Raw genomic sequence first — 14,763 nt, forward strand, 5'->3', positions numbered from 1 at the left:
GATGCGGTGAGGCGTGGTGGGGCGACCGCGCCTGCCCCGCCCGCGGGCGCCTGGCCCCGTCTCCAGGCGGTCCCGGACGCGCGACCGGCGGGCGCGCTTCGGGGTGATACGTTGTCTGCTCCGCGGCGCTCGGGTAGGCGCACCGCCGCCGTCTTGCCACCTCGAGCGCCGAGGCGGCCCGAGCGACGGCGGCCCGAGGTTGATCGCGCCCGCCGCGCAGCATGGTTCATCACGTGGGGTTCCCCTGTCCGACTCCTCGCGTCGAAGCCTCCGAGCCAGCTTCGACGAACCAGGTCTCCGTATTCTCCCCCTGGCCGCCGCGGATCGCCGGGCGGCGGGTTGTGATAGTGCTCGTTCTTCCCGGGGGGGAGAAGGACCGCACCATGTCGGAGTCGAAGCTCGCCGCGCCGCAGATGGTCATCGATAGCCGGATGCTCTATTCGAGCTGGATACCGGCCGATCCGGACGCCGCCGCGGCGCTCTTGCCGAACGGACTCAGGCCCGCCGCGAACAGGGCCATTTACATGAACCAGTACGTGGTCGACAAGCCGGAGCAGACCTCCGGCTTCGGAGCGTATTCGCTCACCTACCTGGGGCTGGATCTCGCGGGTCACACGACGCCGGACGGCGCGGGCCCGGCCCGCTTCTTCACGCACTACTTCAACTCTTCCGAAGCGGTGCGCCGGTACGTGAGCGAGCGCGGCGTGCCGGCGTCGCCCGGGTCGACGACGCTCGAGCTGCACGGCAGGGAGCTCGTGGCGACGACCTCGGTGGACGGCGTGCCCATCCTCCGGACGCGGGCGCACGTCGGCAACAAGATCGGCGTCGTCGCGCGCGGCCACCTCACCTATGTGACGAAGATCGGGGATCGGCTCGTGGCCGGCAACTATCCCTACATCGCGGACATGGCCGATCCCTACGAGCTCCTGTCCGTCGAGTTCCTCGCGAAGGATCATCCGGTGTATGCCCTGCGCCCCGGGAGCCCGATCCAGGTGGTGAAGAGCGCCTCGTGGTACTCGCCCCGCGACTCCTTCGTGTATCCGGGCGGCGAGCGCGAGCTCGCCTGACGGCCGGCGCCCGGGCCCTCCGTCGCTCCGGCGCGGCGCTCGGCCTCGCCGGCCACAGCGACCGGAGTTGACACCGTCAAGACCAAGGACGCCAGCAGAGCCCAGGAATTCGCTTCTTTGCGCCTTGGCGCCTTGGCGGCTCAATCTCTTCTCCTCCCGGGCCGTCCCCGGTGTTCTGTCCCTCTCCAGGAGGCGAGCAGCCCTGTACCCATCCTGCCCGCCCGGCCAGCGCGCGCGGGTTTCCAGGCCGGCAAGGTGGATCTCATGGGATCTCGCCAGAGCGCCCGACGAGGAAGACGGGAAGCTTGGAGGGCGAATGGCTCTCCGTCGCCGCCCGCCCTGCTGCGCCGGGCGCGCGCGGTCCCATCGTGCACAACGGGGCCCCCGGTACGTCGGTTGCTCCCGAGCCCCTCCGCGGCTGGAGACGGCCGCAATTACAAGGGAGAGAACGAATGAACCGACTGATTCGCTTCGGAGCACTCTCGGCCTTCCTGTCGCTCGTCCTCTGGGGCGGCAAGGACGTTGCGGCCGCTCCGATACCCGCCGATGTGAGCAGCAAGCAACTCAAGGACCTCACGGCCGTAGATGTCGAGTCCACGTGCCAGTCGCTCACGCCGAGCCTCTCGCTCTCCAAGGAGGACACCTGTGAGTTCGTCGGCATGCTGTGGTCCACGGTCGGAGGGGTGTGCAGCGTGGTGAAGGAGAAGTGCATGGCCGAGACCCAGCAGCCGCGGGCGGACGAGGCCGCGGCGCCTGCGGAGAGCTGTCTGCCGCCGGCCGAAGCGCTCACGGGCTGCACCGCGACCGTGGCCGAGTACGAGGCGTGCCTGCTCGCGCACGTCACGCAGGTCCGGGCGCTCACGTGCGCTTCCACCGAGACCGAGCTGGAGGCGGCCATCCCGGCGTGCGATCTGATCTCGCAAAAGTGCCCGGGTCTCGCCGGCAGCGACGAGGGAGAAGGCCAGGGCGCCACCCAGCCCTGACGCCGCCGCGCGGCGCGCCTCGCGGGCCGCTGCCCACCTCGGGCCGCTCGCGGGGCGCTCCGCCTCCTGCTCCTGAGCGCGCTCACGTCCGCGGGCCTCACCGACGTTGCGATCTGATATCTTCTGCGACGTGGAGCCGGTAGCCTGGCCGTGGGTAGCCTGCCGGTCCACGACGCATTGGAGATGCTTTATGCTGAAAAAAGTGGCATTTACGATGTTTCCGGTGAAGGACACGCCGCGCGCTCGCGCTTTTTACGAAGGCACGCTCGGCCTGCGCGTGGGCAGCCACTCGGACAACGGGGGGTGGACCGAATATGACCTGCCGGGCGGCGGCTGCCTGGCGCTGTTCAATCACCCCGATCCGAAGTCGGCAGCCGCTCCGGGCGGCGCGAGCATCGCGTTCGAGGTCGAAGACCTGGACGTGCTCGTCGCGCGGCTCAAGAGCGAAGGCGTGGAGTTCATGGCCGACGACGTGCAATCGCCGGTGTGCCGCATGGCGGTCATGCAAGACACCGAAGGCAACACCATCATCTTGCACAAGCTCAGGAAGAGCGCATGAAGCCGGCGCGGAGGGAGCGCCAGGGACCGCCCCTTCGGATTGCGCCCGGACCGGGCGTCTCCTTTCGAGCCCGCGTCAGGCAGGGCGCCAGTTCCCATGGAAGCCCGTCGGCACCAGTCGCGGAACCTTCGCCCTGCCGATCGGCCCTTTCCTGATGTCGATCGCGTCAAAGACCAGCAGTTCGCTGCACTGGCTCTCGCCGCGGCGGGCGAGGGCGATGACCCATCCATCCCCTTCGGGACTGTCGGCGCTGCGCGGGATGAAGAGAGGTTCGCCCAGAGAATCCCACGGCCCCACCTCGTAGGTCGACCGAGCACCCGTCCGCAGATCGAGGTGAACCAGGGTGTCGAAATGAACGAAGCCCTTGGCCCGCGTGTCGGCCAGATACCAGCCATGTCGATACGGGCGGCCAGTGTAGCGTTCGTCGAACGCGTGGCAGCTCGCTGCTGAGGTCGTCCAGCTCCTGGCGGCCAATCGTGTTCGTGGCCCCGGACAGGTCCGACGATCGAGAGCTCGAAATCGTCCTCGTCGCGCACTGGGGTGAAAATGCCGGACAGATGTGGATGTCTCATGGACAGCTCTCTCTCCTCGCCCTGTCGGGGCTGAGATGGTGCACGTCATTCCTTGCCACTCCGAGCCGGCCTCATCTTGACATCGAGCGACATTCTTTTATCATTTGGCGACATGACGGCTCCGGACGGTGGGGTCGAGGGAGGTCCGATGTCGGTCGTCAGCGTGGAAGCTATCCGCGGTTTCCGGGACCTCGTGGCCGAGCTCGGCGGAGATGCCGGGACGCTCCTATCGCGAGCACGCATCCGGACCGACGTGCTCGACGACCCCAGAAACCTCGTTCCGATCGCGTCCGTGTTCCGTCTGCTCGAGGACGCCGCGCGCGCGCTCCGCTGCCCTGACTTCGGCCTGCGCCTCGCCGCGCGGCACGACATCGGCATCCTCGGTCCGCTGGCGATCGCCGTACAGAACAGCGTCAGCCTCGGCGACGCCTTGGCGTGTGCGTCGCGGTATCTGTTCACGCACAGCTCGGCGGTTGCGTTCTCGACGCGACCCGCCGAACGCGACGGTCGCGTGCTGCTGGCCTACGAGATCCGGCTGAAACGCCCGCAGGCGACCGTTCAGGACACGGAGATGACCGTCGCGTTCGCAGCGCGCGTCGGCGCGTTGCTCTCGGAGGGGCGCCTTCACTTGAGGCGCGTGTGGTTCCCTCACGCGCGCTGCGCATCGATCGCCGCCTATCGAGCGCACTTCGGGGTGCCGGTCGTCTTCGAGCGTGATGTCGCGGCGCTCGAGGTCGACGCAGCCGACCTCTCCTTGCGCATCTCCTCCGCCCGCCGCGAGCTGCGCGAGCTCGCGGTGCACTATCTCGAGTCTCGCTTCGGCGCGCAGCAAACGCCCCTCGCGGCGCGGGTTCGCGAGGTGGTGCTGCGGTCACTGGGAACCGGGTACAGCGCCAGCGTTGACGTCGTCTCGGCGCTGGGGATGCATCCGCGCACGCTGCAGCGCCAGTTGCAAGCCGACGGTACGAGCTTCGAGAAGATCAAGGACGAGGCCCGCGCGGAGCTCGCACATCGCTACCTGGCGCAGGGAGGTCTGCCCCTCTCGCACATCGCGTCGTTGCTCGACTACAGCGAGCAGTCGGCGTTCACGCGAAGCTGCTACCGCTGGTTCGAGCGCCCGCCGCGGGTGATGCGCGCGGAGCTCGTGGGGAGAAGGCGCGCCGAGGAGGCGGGCGAACCCGCTGCTCGGCCCCCGCGGCTTGTTGGGCGGGAGACAGAGCAAGAGAGAGGACACAGGGAGACGGGGAGACGGGGAGGAGAGAGAGATCTACAGACCAAGGGGGAGAGGCGAGAGGTGGGGACCATCGTCTGAGCCTGCTCGCTTGGGGTCGACGGCTTTCAGGTCGCTCGTTTGTAGGGCGGTTCCCGGTGATGTCAATTTCGCTTACGTGGAGCGCAAGGGCCAGAGCATGCCCCAGAGCCGCTCGCGGGCGGCGCGGTCGCGCGCTCAGCCGACCGCCGCCCCCTTGCGCATCGCGTATCGCGCGGAGGCTGGATGCCCGACGGAGGCGGATCTTCGCGCGCGCGTCGGCGCTCGCCTCCGCCGGTCCCTCGCGGAAGCGGACGCGGCGAGCGCGTACGTCGTGCCCCTCGAGAAGCGCGATGGCCGCTTCGCCGGGCGCCTCGGCGTACGTGGGGCGGACGGGACGGCATCCGACCGCGATGTCGCGGGGGACACCTGCGACGATGTGGTCGCCGCGCTCGCGGGGGTGACGGCGGTCTCCTCAACTCGGCGTGGTCGTTTGCCCTCATGGCTCACGATCATCCGGCGCAGTCCTACCAGCAGGACCTCCGCAGGGCCGGCCTTCGCGTCGCACCTTCGGGCCCCGACGGCACCGCGGGCCTCACGGTCTCGGGCAAGTTCTGATGGGTTGTCCCCCGGGGACGAATTTGCAGCCGCGGACCGGCGTCCGGCGGGCGAAGCCGGCGGCGGGCGAGACGGGACATGGTTACGCCTCGGCACGGCGAGACGACTGAGGTAGTGTGGATGGCCGCCGTGACGAGCTCCTAGCCCATGTCGGCCACGGAGAGGGATCATGGATCGTTCCGTCTACATCACCAGCACTGGCGCTTTCTTGCCTGGCAAGCCGGTCCCCAACGAGGAGATGGAGCAGTACATCGGCAAGATCAGCGACAGGCGCTCCAGGCTCGGGCGCCTCGTCCTCCGGCAGAACGGCATCAAGACACGTCACTATGCGTTGACGCCGGACGGCGTGCCCCTTCACAGCGGCGCGGACATGGCGGCTCGCGCGATCCGGGACGCGCTTTCCCGCAGCGAGATCGCCGCGGAGCGGCTCTCCTTCCTGGCGGCGGCCACCACCCAGGGCGACCTCCTCGTCCCCGGCTTTGCCAGCGCGGTCCACGGCGAGCTCGGCCTGCGGCCCCTGGAGATCGCGAGCTTTCAGAGCGTCTGTGCCAGCAGCATGATGGCGTTCAAGTCCGCCTACCTCCAGCTGAAGGCGGGCGAGCACGACTGCGGCGTGGCCTGCGCCGCCGAGCTCTCCAGCCGCTTCTTCCGACCTGGCTTCTATGCCGGTCGGGAGCAGGAAGGCGAGGACTCTTCCGCCTTGATGGAGACCGAGTTCCTCCGCTGGACCCTCTCCGACGGGGCCGGCGCCTGGCTCCTGGAGACCCGGCCGAACGAGGGGCGCCGCTCCCTGAGGGTGGAATGGATCGAGCTCTGCTCCTACGCCGACCGCTTCGACCCCTGCATGTACGCGGGCACCGCCAGGAACCGGGCGGGCGAGAGGAAGCCCTGGAGTCACTACGACAGCCCTGCGCTCGCAGCGCAGCAGGGCGCCCTCGTCCTCAAGCAGGACTTCGATCTGCTTCACCGCATGTTCCCCGTGTGGGCGAAGCACTACCTCGAGCTCGTGGATCGGCGACAGCTGAGGCCGGAAGCCATCGACCACTTCCTCGCGCACTACTCGTCCCACTCTCTCCGCGGAGAGATGGTCAAGCTGCTCGCGAAGACCGGGGCGATGGTGCCCGAAGCTCGCTGGTTCACGAACCTCTATTCCCAGGGGAACACGGGGGCCGCATCCATTCTCCTCATGCTGCACCAGCTGCTCGAGGAGCGGGATCTGCAGCCGGGCCAGCAGGTCCTCGGCTTCATCCCGGAGAGCGGCCGCTGCGTCATCGCCTTCATGCTGCTCACGGTCGTCTGACCCGCCGTCATCCCAGGGAGGTTCAGGATGCTTCTGGAACGTACATCGCCTCTGGACGAAGATTCACCGCAGGCCGTCCTGCGCGGGCTGTCATCCATCTGGCTGGATTTCGAGTCCCAGGTGCATCACATCCCGATCGTGCGGCGCGTGATCGAGCGTCGCATTCGCCTGGCCGACTACCACGAGCTCCTGCTGAACCACCGGGCGCAGGTCATGAACGGGGCGCTCTGGATCGCGCGCGCCGCCTCCAGCATCGGCCACGACTTCGCCGAGCTGCGCTCGCGCTTCATCCGCCACGCGGCCGCGGAGCATCGCGATTACCAGATGCTGGAGCAGGACTATCTGCAGAGCGGCGGCGACCCGGCCGGGCTCGCGCGGCACGAGCTGAACATCGGCAGCGAGGCCCTGTCGGCCTGGATCTTCCATCGCGCCGATCAGCCGAACCCCTTCGATCTCCTCGGCGCCATGTACATCATCGAAGGCCTCGGCAAGCGGGTCGCGGCCCGGTGGGCCGAGCATGTGCAGTCCGCCCTTCGCCTGGAGGCGCAGGCCGTCAGCTTCTATCTCTATCACGCGAAGGCCGACGAAGATCACCTGGGCGAGCTGGAAGAGGCGCTCCGCTGTGGTATCTTAAATCTCCCGCGGATGGCGCCGAGGATCCTCAAGACCGCCCGTGTCACCGCGCGGCTCTACCGCCTCCAGCTCGAGGAGATCGGGAGCTATTGACATGGATTTTCAGGACTTTTTCAGGAAGATGAAGCACGACCCCAGGGATCCCGATCCGTGGCTGGCCTTGTACCTCGACCGGTCCTTGCCCATCGACGAGAGGGCCAAGGCCGCCCTCCTGAAGAGCCAGCGCAGCACGACGCGCAGGGTCGTGATGCCGATCGTCAGGCCGTTCGCCCGCCTGTCGATCTCCGGCATCAAGCTCATGAAGATCCTCGTCCCGTCGAGCTGGCAATCTCCGTGGTTGTTGCATCGGTCCATTTACTGGGGTCTGAGGCTCTTCGTCGCCCCGGAGGCCAATTACCTCATCCTGCGCCACTTCACCATCGGCACGGAGATCTTGAAGTTCATCGAGGACAACGTCCCGGGCATCGAGCTCGAGACGACAACGCCGCTGAGGACCAGGAGGCTGGAGGACCTGCTGGACAACACGTTCACGGTCCACGATCTGACCTTCTACAACTTCATCATCGAGCTGAACGAGAAGCTTCGCGCCCAGGGGCGTGAGATCGAGCCCCGAAAGTCGATCGACTTCTCTGCCATCACCGAGGACGACGCGAGCATCGACGACCTCCCGGACACCTGGCTGAACGTCGTCGACCTGCAGACCGCCATCGAGATCTACACGCCGCTCTATGCGCTGTTCCTGTCTGACCACCATTTCTGGCGGGCGAGCAATTCGCTGCAGCTGGACGAGATCATCGCGCTCTACGTCGGCAAGATCCTGGACGACCCGCTGCCTGTCGCCCTTGTGCACAACCATCATCCCATGGTGCCCAGCTCGACGCTCGAGGCCGGCTTCCGGTTGACGCTACATGGCCTCGACTCCGAGACCCTGCACGGACACCTGAGGAAGCTGAAGGCAGAGGCGAGGTGAGCGTGGCGATTCGCACTTGACATCCGCGAATCGTTTGCTTCTCCTTCTCCCTCCCTCACCCCCTTCGTCATCCCGATGCCCTGATTTCCCCCAGGAGCGACATTCATGTTCGAGCATCGAACCATCCGCTTCACGAGTCTGTGCATCGGCGCGTTGTGCGGGACGCTCACGGGCTGCGCCGAGCGTGGCCCCGCGGTAGAGAACGCGGCCTCTGGCGGCATGGCGCCGGTGGGTGGCAGCGGCGGGACGAGTGGCAGCGGCGGGACCGATGCGCCGCCCCTCACCGGTGGAGGTGGAGGCGGCAGCGGCGGGGGCTCGGCCAGCGCGCCGTGCACCTTCACCTGTCACGACGACTGTCCGGCCCTGGGAGCTCTGGAGGTGGAGGGCAGCTGCGGTGTCCCGAGCGAGCGGTGCTGCTGGCTGGGCGCTCCGAGCGATCCCTACCCCGACGGCGGGAGCTCCTCGGTCGACGACTCCGCCCTGATCCCGGTCGACGAGCTCCCCCTCGTCCCCGAGATGCCCGATCCGCTCACCCTGGCCGACGGAACCAAGGTCAGCACGGCGGAGCAGTGGCGGGCTCGCCGCAAGGAGATGATGCGGATCCTGGAGGACTACACCTACGGGCACATGCCGCCGCCGCCGGGCAACGTGACGGCCGTGCCGCTCTCGGGCCCCTCGGAGATCACGACGGCCTCGGGTGTGGACGCCCTCTACCGCAAGCTTCACCTGAGCTTCGGGCCAGGCGGGGAGCTCGGCTTCGACCTGGGCCTCTTCTTCCCGAAGGCCGAGGCTTCTCCCGAGGAGGAGGCCGAGGCTCGTCCCATCTTGATCTCGCTCTCCTCCGGCTCCGGCGAAAGCAGCCTGGGGAGAGCGGCCGGTGCGCTCGCGCGAGGCTACGCTGTGGCCACGATCGGCTACCAGGAGCTCGGCGCGGACTCTCCCGATTACGCGTCGAGCGCCTTCTTTCCGGCCTACCCGGACCACGACTGGAGGGACATCTCCGCGTGGGCCTGGGGGATCTCGCGCGCCGTCGACTATCTGATGACCGATCCAGCCGTGGATCGGGACAAGATCATGGTCACGGGGGTGTCGCGCCTGGGCCAGGCGGCTCTGCTCGCGGGCGCCTTCGACGAGCGCATCGCGCTCACCGCCCCGGTGGCGGGGGGCATGGCCTTTCGGTTCTCGGGCGCCGAGATGGGCCGTGGGCTCGGGCAGGGCATCACCGAGATCGTCGATCAGAACACCTACTGGTTCGGGCCGCTCCTTCCGGAGTTCAGGAACCAGACGGAGCGCCTCCCCTCGGACCAGCACTGGCTCCCCGCCCTCACCGCGCCGCGGCTGTTCATTCTGTGCAACTCGCTCGACGATCCGTACGGAAGGGCCTACGCGGCCGTGCAGTCGTACCTCGGTGCTCAACCGGTGTACGACTTCCTCGGCGTTCCTGAGCATCTGGGACTGCACTTCCGGCCCGGTGGGCACGGCGCCACCGAGGAAGACTGGAACGCCATCTTCGACTTCGCCGATCAGGCTCTCCTGGGGAAGCCTGGAACCCGGCGCTTCGACGTCATTCCGCCGCGCGGGGATACTCCCTAGCACGCCGATCAGCCTGAAGACCGAGAATGGACCGCAGAGGCGCAGAGGACACTTCGCCCCGGCGCCCGGGGCCCGAGACGGCCGCCCCCGGCGCTCAGGCCGCGAGGGCCGCGGGGTGGCGCCGTCGCCAGAACGCGAGGCGAGCGCGCATCACGGCCGCGAAAAGGCGCATGAACAGGCTGTCGGACGGCGGTAGGGGCTGCACCCGGGTGTTCTGAAATGACGCCACCCGCCAGTGCCCGTCGTCGCCCCGCACCACCACAAGGGTCTGCCGCGACCGCCGGCTCGCGGGCGCCATCTTCTGCCAGGGCCACAGCACCGCGCCGGTGCTGACGACAACGGCCGTGTCGGGGCCGACGAAGCGCACGCCCTCGACCTCGCCGACCAGGCGGGTGCCGGCGAGCATGCCGGCGAAGAGCTCTTCGTGCACCCTGCGGTTCGCCTCGCGCCCGCGCAGCCACGAGCCATCGAACGTCACGTAGTCGGAGTCGGGCGTGTAAAACGCGTCGACGGCGCTCGCGCCCTCCCGCGCCCACGCCTCGCACAGGGCCTCGAACATGCGCCGAATGGCCGCCTCATCGGTCGAACGCTCCACGGAAACCTCCAGGCAAGTAACTTTGTTAGTAAGTAAGATATTTGCCATGGGTTGTCAAGACGGCGGCGGCTCGGGTAGAGTGCGGGCGGATCGAGGCGAGAGGCGATGGCCGCGAAACGAACGAGCGCGAAGGCGGTGAGCGAGCTGGTCGACGGCCTGGGCGACCGGCTGGGCCGCGAGCTGAGCACCCAGTCGGTGCTCTTTCACCAGGCGATCGCCGCGCGGCTGGGGCTGAAGGGCACCGACCACAAGTACCTCGACGTCGTTCGCAGGGCGGCAGAGGCGGGTCCGGTCACGCCGGGCGATCTTGTGCAGCTCACGGGGCTGACCTCGGGGGGGGTGACGGGGGTGCTCGACCGGCTCGAGGAGGCCGGGTTCGTGCGCCGCGTGAAGCACCCGAGCGATCGGCGACAGCTGGTGGTCGAGCCGGTGACCGAGCGTTACGCCGAGATCGGCGCGCTCTTCGCGCCGTTCCGCGAGCGCTGGGCGGTGCTCTGCTCGCGCTACTCGCTCGACGAGCTGCGGCTCATCTGCGACTTCTTCGAGCAGGCGACCGCGCTGATGGCCGAAGAGATCGCCCGCATGCAGCGCCCGGCCGAGCCCGAAGCCGCCCCGGCGAGCGCCGCGCCTCGCGCCGGTGCGCGCGCCGCCAGAGGCACGAAGGCGCGCCCGCGCCGGACCTCCTGAACATCGTCCTGTGCCTCTGTGCCGCCGTGGTTCAAAACCTCTCTTTCTCGCGGCCTGTCAACCTGTTCCGTGTTCGTGTCGCAGCTGTCGTCGCGCGCGTTCACCAGCGTCAGGCTGCGGAACGTGCTGTTGACCGCGCAGGGGCCCCCAGCCGCCGACGACCTGCTCCCGCGTCGGGTCCTGTGTCTACGCCCGGCTGCGTACGCAGCGGGGCAATCTCGCCGTATCACCGGCCAGCCTCAGCCTGGCCCTGGCCATGACGTGGGCGGGCGCGAAGGGCGCGACCGCGGTGGAGATGGCCAACGTTCTCCATTTCTCCGCCGATCAAGCGCAGGTGCTCGACGGCGCGAGCCGCCAGCTCTCGGCCTGGCATGATCGGCGGCAGACCGCGTACACGCTGCGCGCATCGAACCGACTCTTCGGCGAGCAGAGCTATCCGTTCGCGCCGTCGTTCATCAGGAAGACCGGCGAGGCCTTCAGCGCGCCGCTCGAGCCCACGGATTTCGTGGGCGCGGCCGAGGCGAGCCGCGCGCGCATCAACGCCTGGGTGGCGAAAGAGACGAACGACCGCATCAAGGACATCATCCCGCGGGGGGGCGTCGACGGGCAGACGCTCCTCGTCCTGGTCAACGCGATCTACTTCCGGGGCACCTGGGCGTCCTCGTTCTCGGAGCGCGGGACCCGCGCGGCGCCGTTCTTCGCGACGCCGCAGCGTCCGAAGGACGTGCCGACCATGCACCAGGAAGCGAGCTTCCGCTACGCCGCCGTGGACGGGCTGCGCGTGCTCGAGATACCGTATATCGGCGAAGATCTCGCCATGACCTTCGTCCTGCCCGACGCGAAGGACGGGCTCGACACGCTGGAGCAGAGGCTCACGAGCGACAAGCTCTCCTCCTGGATCGCTGCCGCCTGGCACGGGCGCGTGCGCGTCTGGATCCCTCGCTTCGAGATCGACGCCAGCGAGCCGCTCGCGCTGAGCAAGCATCTCATCGGCCTCGGGATGAAGCTCGCGTTCGACCCGATGCAGGCGGACTTCACCGGTATGTCGAGCCCGCCTGGCCTCGGCGGTCGGCTGTTCATCGACAACGTCTTCCACAAGGTCTTCGTCAAGGTCGATGAGAAGGGCACCGAGGCGGCGGCGGCGAGCGCGGTGGGGATCCGCGCGATCTCCGCCTCCACAGCGCCTCCGTCCGAGTTTCGCGCCGATCACCCGTTTCTGTTCTTCCTCCGCGATCTGCGCTCCGGGATGATCCTGTTCATGGGCCGCGTGGCCAACCCAGCAGGGGCGTGAAGACCCGGCGGGGTCAGGCCGCGGGGCCCCCGTACCGCGGTATTGTAGCGCGGCCCTCGTCCTGGCATGCTGTGTGATGTGAGATCGTGAGGCTGGCGTCGCCGGCGCCGCCGAGCGCCGGCTCGCGGGCGGCGAATCCACCGGGAGAGGGCCCTTGCCGAGCAAACCGAAGGAACAACCAGAATCCGCGCTTCCGAAGGGCATCGGGAAGCCGGCGACTCGAGCGCTCGCCGCTGCTGGCGTCACTCGCCTCGACCAGGTCACCCGGTTCTCGGAGGCCGAGCTCCTGGCGATTCATGGCGTGGGGCCGAAGGCGGTCGGAGTCATCAAGGCCGCGCTCGAGACCCAGGGAAAGTCTCTCGCCAGCGGCGGGTAGCCGTCGTCGATCAGGCGCGGCACGACGCAGCGCCCGGCTCCGGCGAGCGGCTACCTTGATCCGGCGCCGGGCCGCCGGGGCAGCTCAGTCGTCGCCGCTGACGCGATGGTTGATGTACTTCCCCGCCAGCTTGCCGAGCTGGCGCGCCGCGTCCCGCGCGCGCCCTCCGGTCGATGGGTTGAACAACGTCGCTGGCGACGCCGCCTCGATCAGGATCTCGTCGAGCACCCTCCCGGCCGGGTCGGTGATCTGCACCGTCGCTTTGAGGTGCGTGGCCATGTTGAAGACTCCGGTGAAGACGCCGGGCTCGTAGAACGTCACGTTCGCGCGGACGAAGAACGGCGCGTCGGCCGCGCTGATCGCCTTGACGACGATGGCGTCCTCCGACGCTGCCTCCGCCATGAGGGCCTCCGTGAACTGCTCGTTGATCCCCGCCTTGTCCTCCTGCCAGCTCTGCCGCTGCTCGGCGTCCTTCTCCGCCATCCAGTCGGCCTCGGAGACGTCGCCGACCTCGAGGGCGAGGAACGCCACCGGGACGGCAGCGAAGCGCCCCTTGCCGTAGAACGGGTTCGGCACAGCCTGACGGGTGGTCTTCCAGGGATGCCCGCACGCGGCGAGCAGGGGAGTCAGGCAGAGCAACAGGATCCAGAGCGCATGTCGACGGTGCACGGAGGGTCTCCTTCTCAGGCGGCGCGCGGGCGCGCGATGCCGCGATGCTAGCGGCAAGCGACGCCCGCGGCGCAAGAAAGCGCGCGCCGCCCGCGCGCTCGGAGCGGGCGCGCGGGCAAACACGGCGCCCCCCCGAACCATTGACAACAAAAATTGTCAATCTAGGATGGTCGATGTGCTGGACGTTGAGGTCATCGAGGATCCTGCCGCGGCGGTCGTCGCGCTCGACCCGGTCCGGAGCCGGTTGCTCTCGGAGCTGGCGCTGCCGGCCTCCGCCGCGAACCTCGCGGAGCGGGTGGGCCTGGCGCGCCAGAAGGTCACCTATCACCTGCGCGCGCTCGAAGCGCATCAGCTGGTGCGGGCGGCGGGCGAGCGCAAATGGGGCGGCCTGACGGAGCGCCTGTTCGTGGCGACCGCGAGCGCCTATGTCGTATCGCCGGGAGCGCTGGGGGCTGTCGCCGCGGATCCACGGCGGACGGTGGATCGCCTCTCCGCGAGCTACCTCATCGCGCTCGCCGCGCGCGTCGTTCGCGAGGTCGGCGGGCTGTGGCGCCGCGCGCTCGACGCCAAGAAGCGGCTGGCGACGCTCTCGATCGACACGGAGATCCGGTTCGCGTCGGCCGCGGAGCGCGCCGCCTTCACCGCCGATCTCGGCGAGGCGATCACCGCGCTCGTGGCGCGATACCACGACGCGAACGCCGCCGGCGGGCGCGACCACCGCCTGCTCGTGATGGCTTATCCGAAGCCGAGCGATGAACCGAAAGAGGAGAAGACATGCCGATAAGGAGCGACGCACAAAAACGCTGGGTCGAGCTCGAGTTCCTGGTGCCCGGGACGCCGGAGCAGGTGTGGCACGCCATCGCGACGGGCCCCGGCATCAGCGCCTGGTTCGCGCCGACCACCGTGGACGAGCGCGCCGGCGGGAAGGTCGAGTTCACCTTCGGCGAGGGCGTGTCGTCCTCGGGGACGATCACGGCGTGGGAGCCGCCGAGGCGCCTCGTTTACGAGGAGCACGGCTGGAGCGAGGACGCGCCGCCCCTCGCGTCGGAGTTCGTCATCGCCAGCCGCTCGGGCGACAGGTGCGTCGTGCGGCTCGTGCACAGCCTGTTCTCGACAAGCGACTCCTGGGACGATGAAATCGAAGGGTTCGAGAGCGGCTGGCCCGGCTTCTTCCAGATCCTGCGCCAGTACCTGCGTCACTTCGCGGGCCAGAACGCCGCCGCCGCGCGCGCGCTGCGCGTAGCCCCTGGCACGCACGCCGAGGTCTGGAAGCAGCTCGCCACCGCGCTCGGCGTCCACGGCCCCAACCTGGGTGAGCGACGGTCGGCGCCGGCAGGTGCCCCGCCGCTCGCCGGCACCATCGAGCACGTCCAGCAAGACGACGAGACCTGTGAGGTCCTGTTGCGTCTCGAGCAGCCGGCGCAGGGCATCGCGCTCCTCGGGAGCTACCGCTTGGAGGACAAGGCGCGCGTCGCCGTCTGCCTGTTCTTCTACGGCGATCGAGCGGCCGAGATCGCCGCGGAGCTCGAGCCGCGATGGCGCGCCTGGCTGGAAGCTCGCTTTCCGGCGGACGCCGAGCAGAAGGCGAACGCGTAGTTGCC

At 68.7% G+C, this 14,763-nt stretch carries 16 protein-coding genes; 13 read left to right on the forward strand and 3 right to left on the reverse strand.

What is annotated here, in order from left to right; all coding sequences use genetic code 11:
- The first annotated feature begins 383 nt into the window (after positions 1-383).
- The 3 genes from WME75_RS34715 (at position 384) to WME75_RS34725 (ending at position 2,609) form a co-directional block, all read left to right on the forward strand.
- Positions 384-1,067 carry a hypothetical protein gene (locus WME75_RS34715; RefSeq protein WP_437479916.1) on the forward strand — a complete coding sequence of 228 codons (684 nt, stop codon included), beginning with the start codon at positions 384-386 and terminating at the stop codon, positions 1,065-1,067.
- A gap of 452 nt (positions 1,068-1,519) precedes the next feature.
- A complete protein-coding gene (locus WME75_RS34720; protein WP_437479919.1) occupies positions 1,520-2,050 on the forward strand; it encodes a hypothetical protein in 531 nt (176 codons plus the stop codon).
- A 190-nt stretch (positions 2,051-2,240) separates the two neighbouring features.
- On the forward strand, positions 2,241-2,609 hold the full coding sequence (locus tag WME75_RS34725; protein WP_437479922.1) for a VOC family protein: 369 nt from the start codon (positions 2,241-2,243) through the stop codon (positions 2,607-2,609).
- A 75-nt stretch (positions 2,610-2,684) separates the two neighbouring features.
- Here the strand turns inward: WME75_RS34725 and WME75_RS34730 are convergent, their stop codons facing one another.
- Positions 2,685-3,083: a carotenoid oxygenase family protein gene (locus tag WME75_RS34730; protein WP_437479925.1), complete on the reverse strand. Its 399-nt coding sequence runs from the start codon at positions 3,081-3,083 to the stop codon at positions 2,685-2,687.
- Between the two features lie 174 nt (positions 3,084-3,257).
- Here WME75_RS34730 and WME75_RS34735 point away from each other — a divergent pair, with 174 nt between their 5' ends.
- The 5 genes from WME75_RS34735 (at position 3,258) to WME75_RS34755 (ending at position 9,544) form a co-directional block, all read left to right on the forward strand.
- On the forward strand, positions 3,258-4,493 hold the full coding sequence (locus tag WME75_RS34735; RefSeq protein ID WP_437479928.1) for an AraC family transcriptional regulator ligand-binding domain-containing protein: 1,236 nt from the start codon (positions 3,258-3,260) through the stop codon (positions 4,491-4,493).
- A 724-nt stretch (positions 4,494-5,217) separates the two neighbouring features.
- A complete protein-coding gene (locus WME75_RS34740; RefSeq protein WP_437479931.1) occupies positions 5,218-6,348 on the forward strand; it encodes a beta-ketoacyl-ACP synthase III in 1,131 nt (376 codons plus the stop codon).
- 27 nt (positions 6,349-6,375) lie between these two features.
- Entirely contained in the window at positions 6,376-7,074 is a 699-nt protein-coding gene (locus WME75_RS34745) for an iron-containing redox enzyme family protein (protein WP_437479934.1), read from the forward strand.
- A gap of 1 nt (position 7,075) precedes the next feature.
- Positions 7,076-7,951: a DUF6999 family protein gene (locus tag WME75_RS34750; RefSeq protein WP_437479937.1), complete on the forward strand. Its 876-nt coding sequence runs from the start codon at positions 7,076-7,078 to the stop codon at positions 7,949-7,951.
- A gap of 105 nt (positions 7,952-8,056) precedes the next feature.
- A complete protein-coding gene (locus tag WME75_RS34755; RefSeq protein ID WP_437479940.1) occupies positions 8,057-9,544 on the forward strand; it encodes a glucuronyl esterase domain-containing protein in 1,488 nt (495 codons plus the stop codon).
- 94 nt (positions 9,545-9,638) lie between these two features.
- Here the strand turns inward: WME75_RS34755 and WME75_RS34760 are convergent, their stop codons facing one another.
- Positions 9,639-10,139: an SgcJ/EcaC family oxidoreductase gene (locus tag WME75_RS34760; protein ID WP_437479942.1), complete on the reverse strand. Its 501-nt coding sequence runs from the start codon at positions 10,137-10,139 to the stop codon at positions 9,639-9,641.
- A gap of 105 nt (positions 10,140-10,244) precedes the next feature.
- On the opposite strand from WME75_RS34760, the gene WME75_RS34765 reads away from it, so the two are divergent.
- The 3 genes from WME75_RS34765 to WME75_RS34775 all read left to right on the forward strand — a co-directional run bounded on the left by WME75_RS34765 (position 10,245) and on the right by WME75_RS34775 (position 12,493).
- Positions 10,245-10,826 carry a MarR family winged helix-turn-helix transcriptional regulator gene (locus WME75_RS34765; RefSeq protein ID WP_437479945.1) on the forward strand — a complete coding sequence of 194 codons (582 nt, stop codon included), beginning with the start codon at positions 10,245-10,247 and terminating at the stop codon, positions 10,824-10,826.
- A gap of 196 nt (positions 10,827-11,022) precedes the next feature.
- The gene (locus tag WME75_RS34770; RefSeq protein ID WP_437494976.1) at positions 11,023-12,117 is read left to right on the forward strand and encodes a serpin family protein; all 1,095 of its coding nucleotides are present in this window, start codon (positions 11,023-11,025) and stop codon (positions 12,115-12,117) included.
- 154 nt (positions 12,118-12,271) lie between these two features.
- Positions 12,272-12,493, forward strand: a complete 222-nt coding sequence (locus WME75_RS34775) for a DNA-binding protein (protein WP_437479948.1) — start codon at positions 12,272-12,274, stop codon at positions 12,491-12,493.
- 84 nt (positions 12,494-12,577) lie between these two features.
- Here the strand turns inward: WME75_RS34775 and WME75_RS34780 are convergent, their stop codons facing one another.
- Positions 12,578-13,162 (reverse strand): hypothetical protein, encoded by a 585-nt coding sequence (locus WME75_RS34780; protein WP_437479951.1) that lies wholly within the window; start codon positions 13,160-13,162, stop codon positions 12,578-12,580.
- Between the two features lie 175 nt (positions 13,163-13,337).
- Between WME75_RS34780 and WME75_RS34785 the strand changes: the two genes are divergently transcribed.
- Together WME75_RS34785 and WME75_RS34790 are read left to right on the forward strand one after the other, a co-directional pair.
- Positions 13,338-13,946, forward strand: a complete 609-nt coding sequence (locus tag WME75_RS34785; RefSeq protein WP_437479954.1) for an ArsR/SmtB family transcription factor — start codon at positions 13,338-13,340, stop codon at positions 13,944-13,946.
- Positions 13,937-14,758: an SRPBCC family protein gene (locus WME75_RS34790; RefSeq protein ID WP_437479957.1), complete on the forward strand. Its 822-nt coding sequence runs from the start codon at positions 13,937-13,939 to the stop codon at positions 14,756-14,758. Before WME75_RS34785 ends, WME75_RS34790 begins: the two co-directional genes overlap by 10 nt.
- The last annotated feature ends 5 nt before the right edge of the window (positions 14,759-14,763 follow it).

It is taken from the genome of Sorangium sp. So ce1014 (assembly GCF_051521505.1).
Lineage (GTDB): Bacteria > Myxococcota_A > Polyangia > Polyangiales > Polyangiaceae > Sorangium.

Bases quoted from the DNA above. Each gene is read 5' to 3' on its own strand.
- WME75_RS34790 (WP_437479957.1), top strand. From the start codon at position 13,937: ATGCCGATAAGGAGCGACGCACAAAAACGCTGGGTCGAGCTCGAGTTC.
- WME75_RS34755 (WP_437479940.1), top strand. From the start codon at position 8,057: ATGTTCGAGCATCGAACCATCCGCTTCACGAGTCTGTGCATCGGCGCG.
- WME75_RS34750 (WP_437479937.1), top strand. From the start codon at position 7,076: ATGGATTTTCAGGACTTTTTCAGGAAGATGAAGCACGACCCCAGGGAT.
- WME75_RS34720 (WP_437479919.1), top strand. From the start codon at position 1,520: ATGAACCGACTGATTCGCTTCGGAGCACTCTCGGCCTTCCTGTCGCTC.
- WME75_RS34725 (WP_437479922.1), top strand. From the start codon at position 2,241: ATGCTGAAAAAAGTGGCATTTACGATGTTTCCGGTGAAGGACACGCCG.
- WME75_RS34715 (WP_437479916.1), top strand. From the start codon at position 384: ATGTCGGAGTCGAAGCTCGCCGCGCCGCAGATGGTCATCGATAGCCGG.
- WME75_RS34745 (WP_437479934.1), top strand. From the start codon at position 6,376: ATGCTTCTGGAACGTACATCGCCTCTGGACGAAGATTCACCGCAGGCC.
- WME75_RS34740 (WP_437479931.1), top strand. From the start codon at position 5,218: ATGGATCGTTCCGTCTACATCACCAGCACTGGCGCTTTCTTGCCTGGC.
- WME75_RS34765 (WP_437479945.1), top strand. From the start codon at position 10,245: ATGGCCGCGAAACGAACGAGCGCGAAGGCGGTGAGCGAGCTGGTCGAC.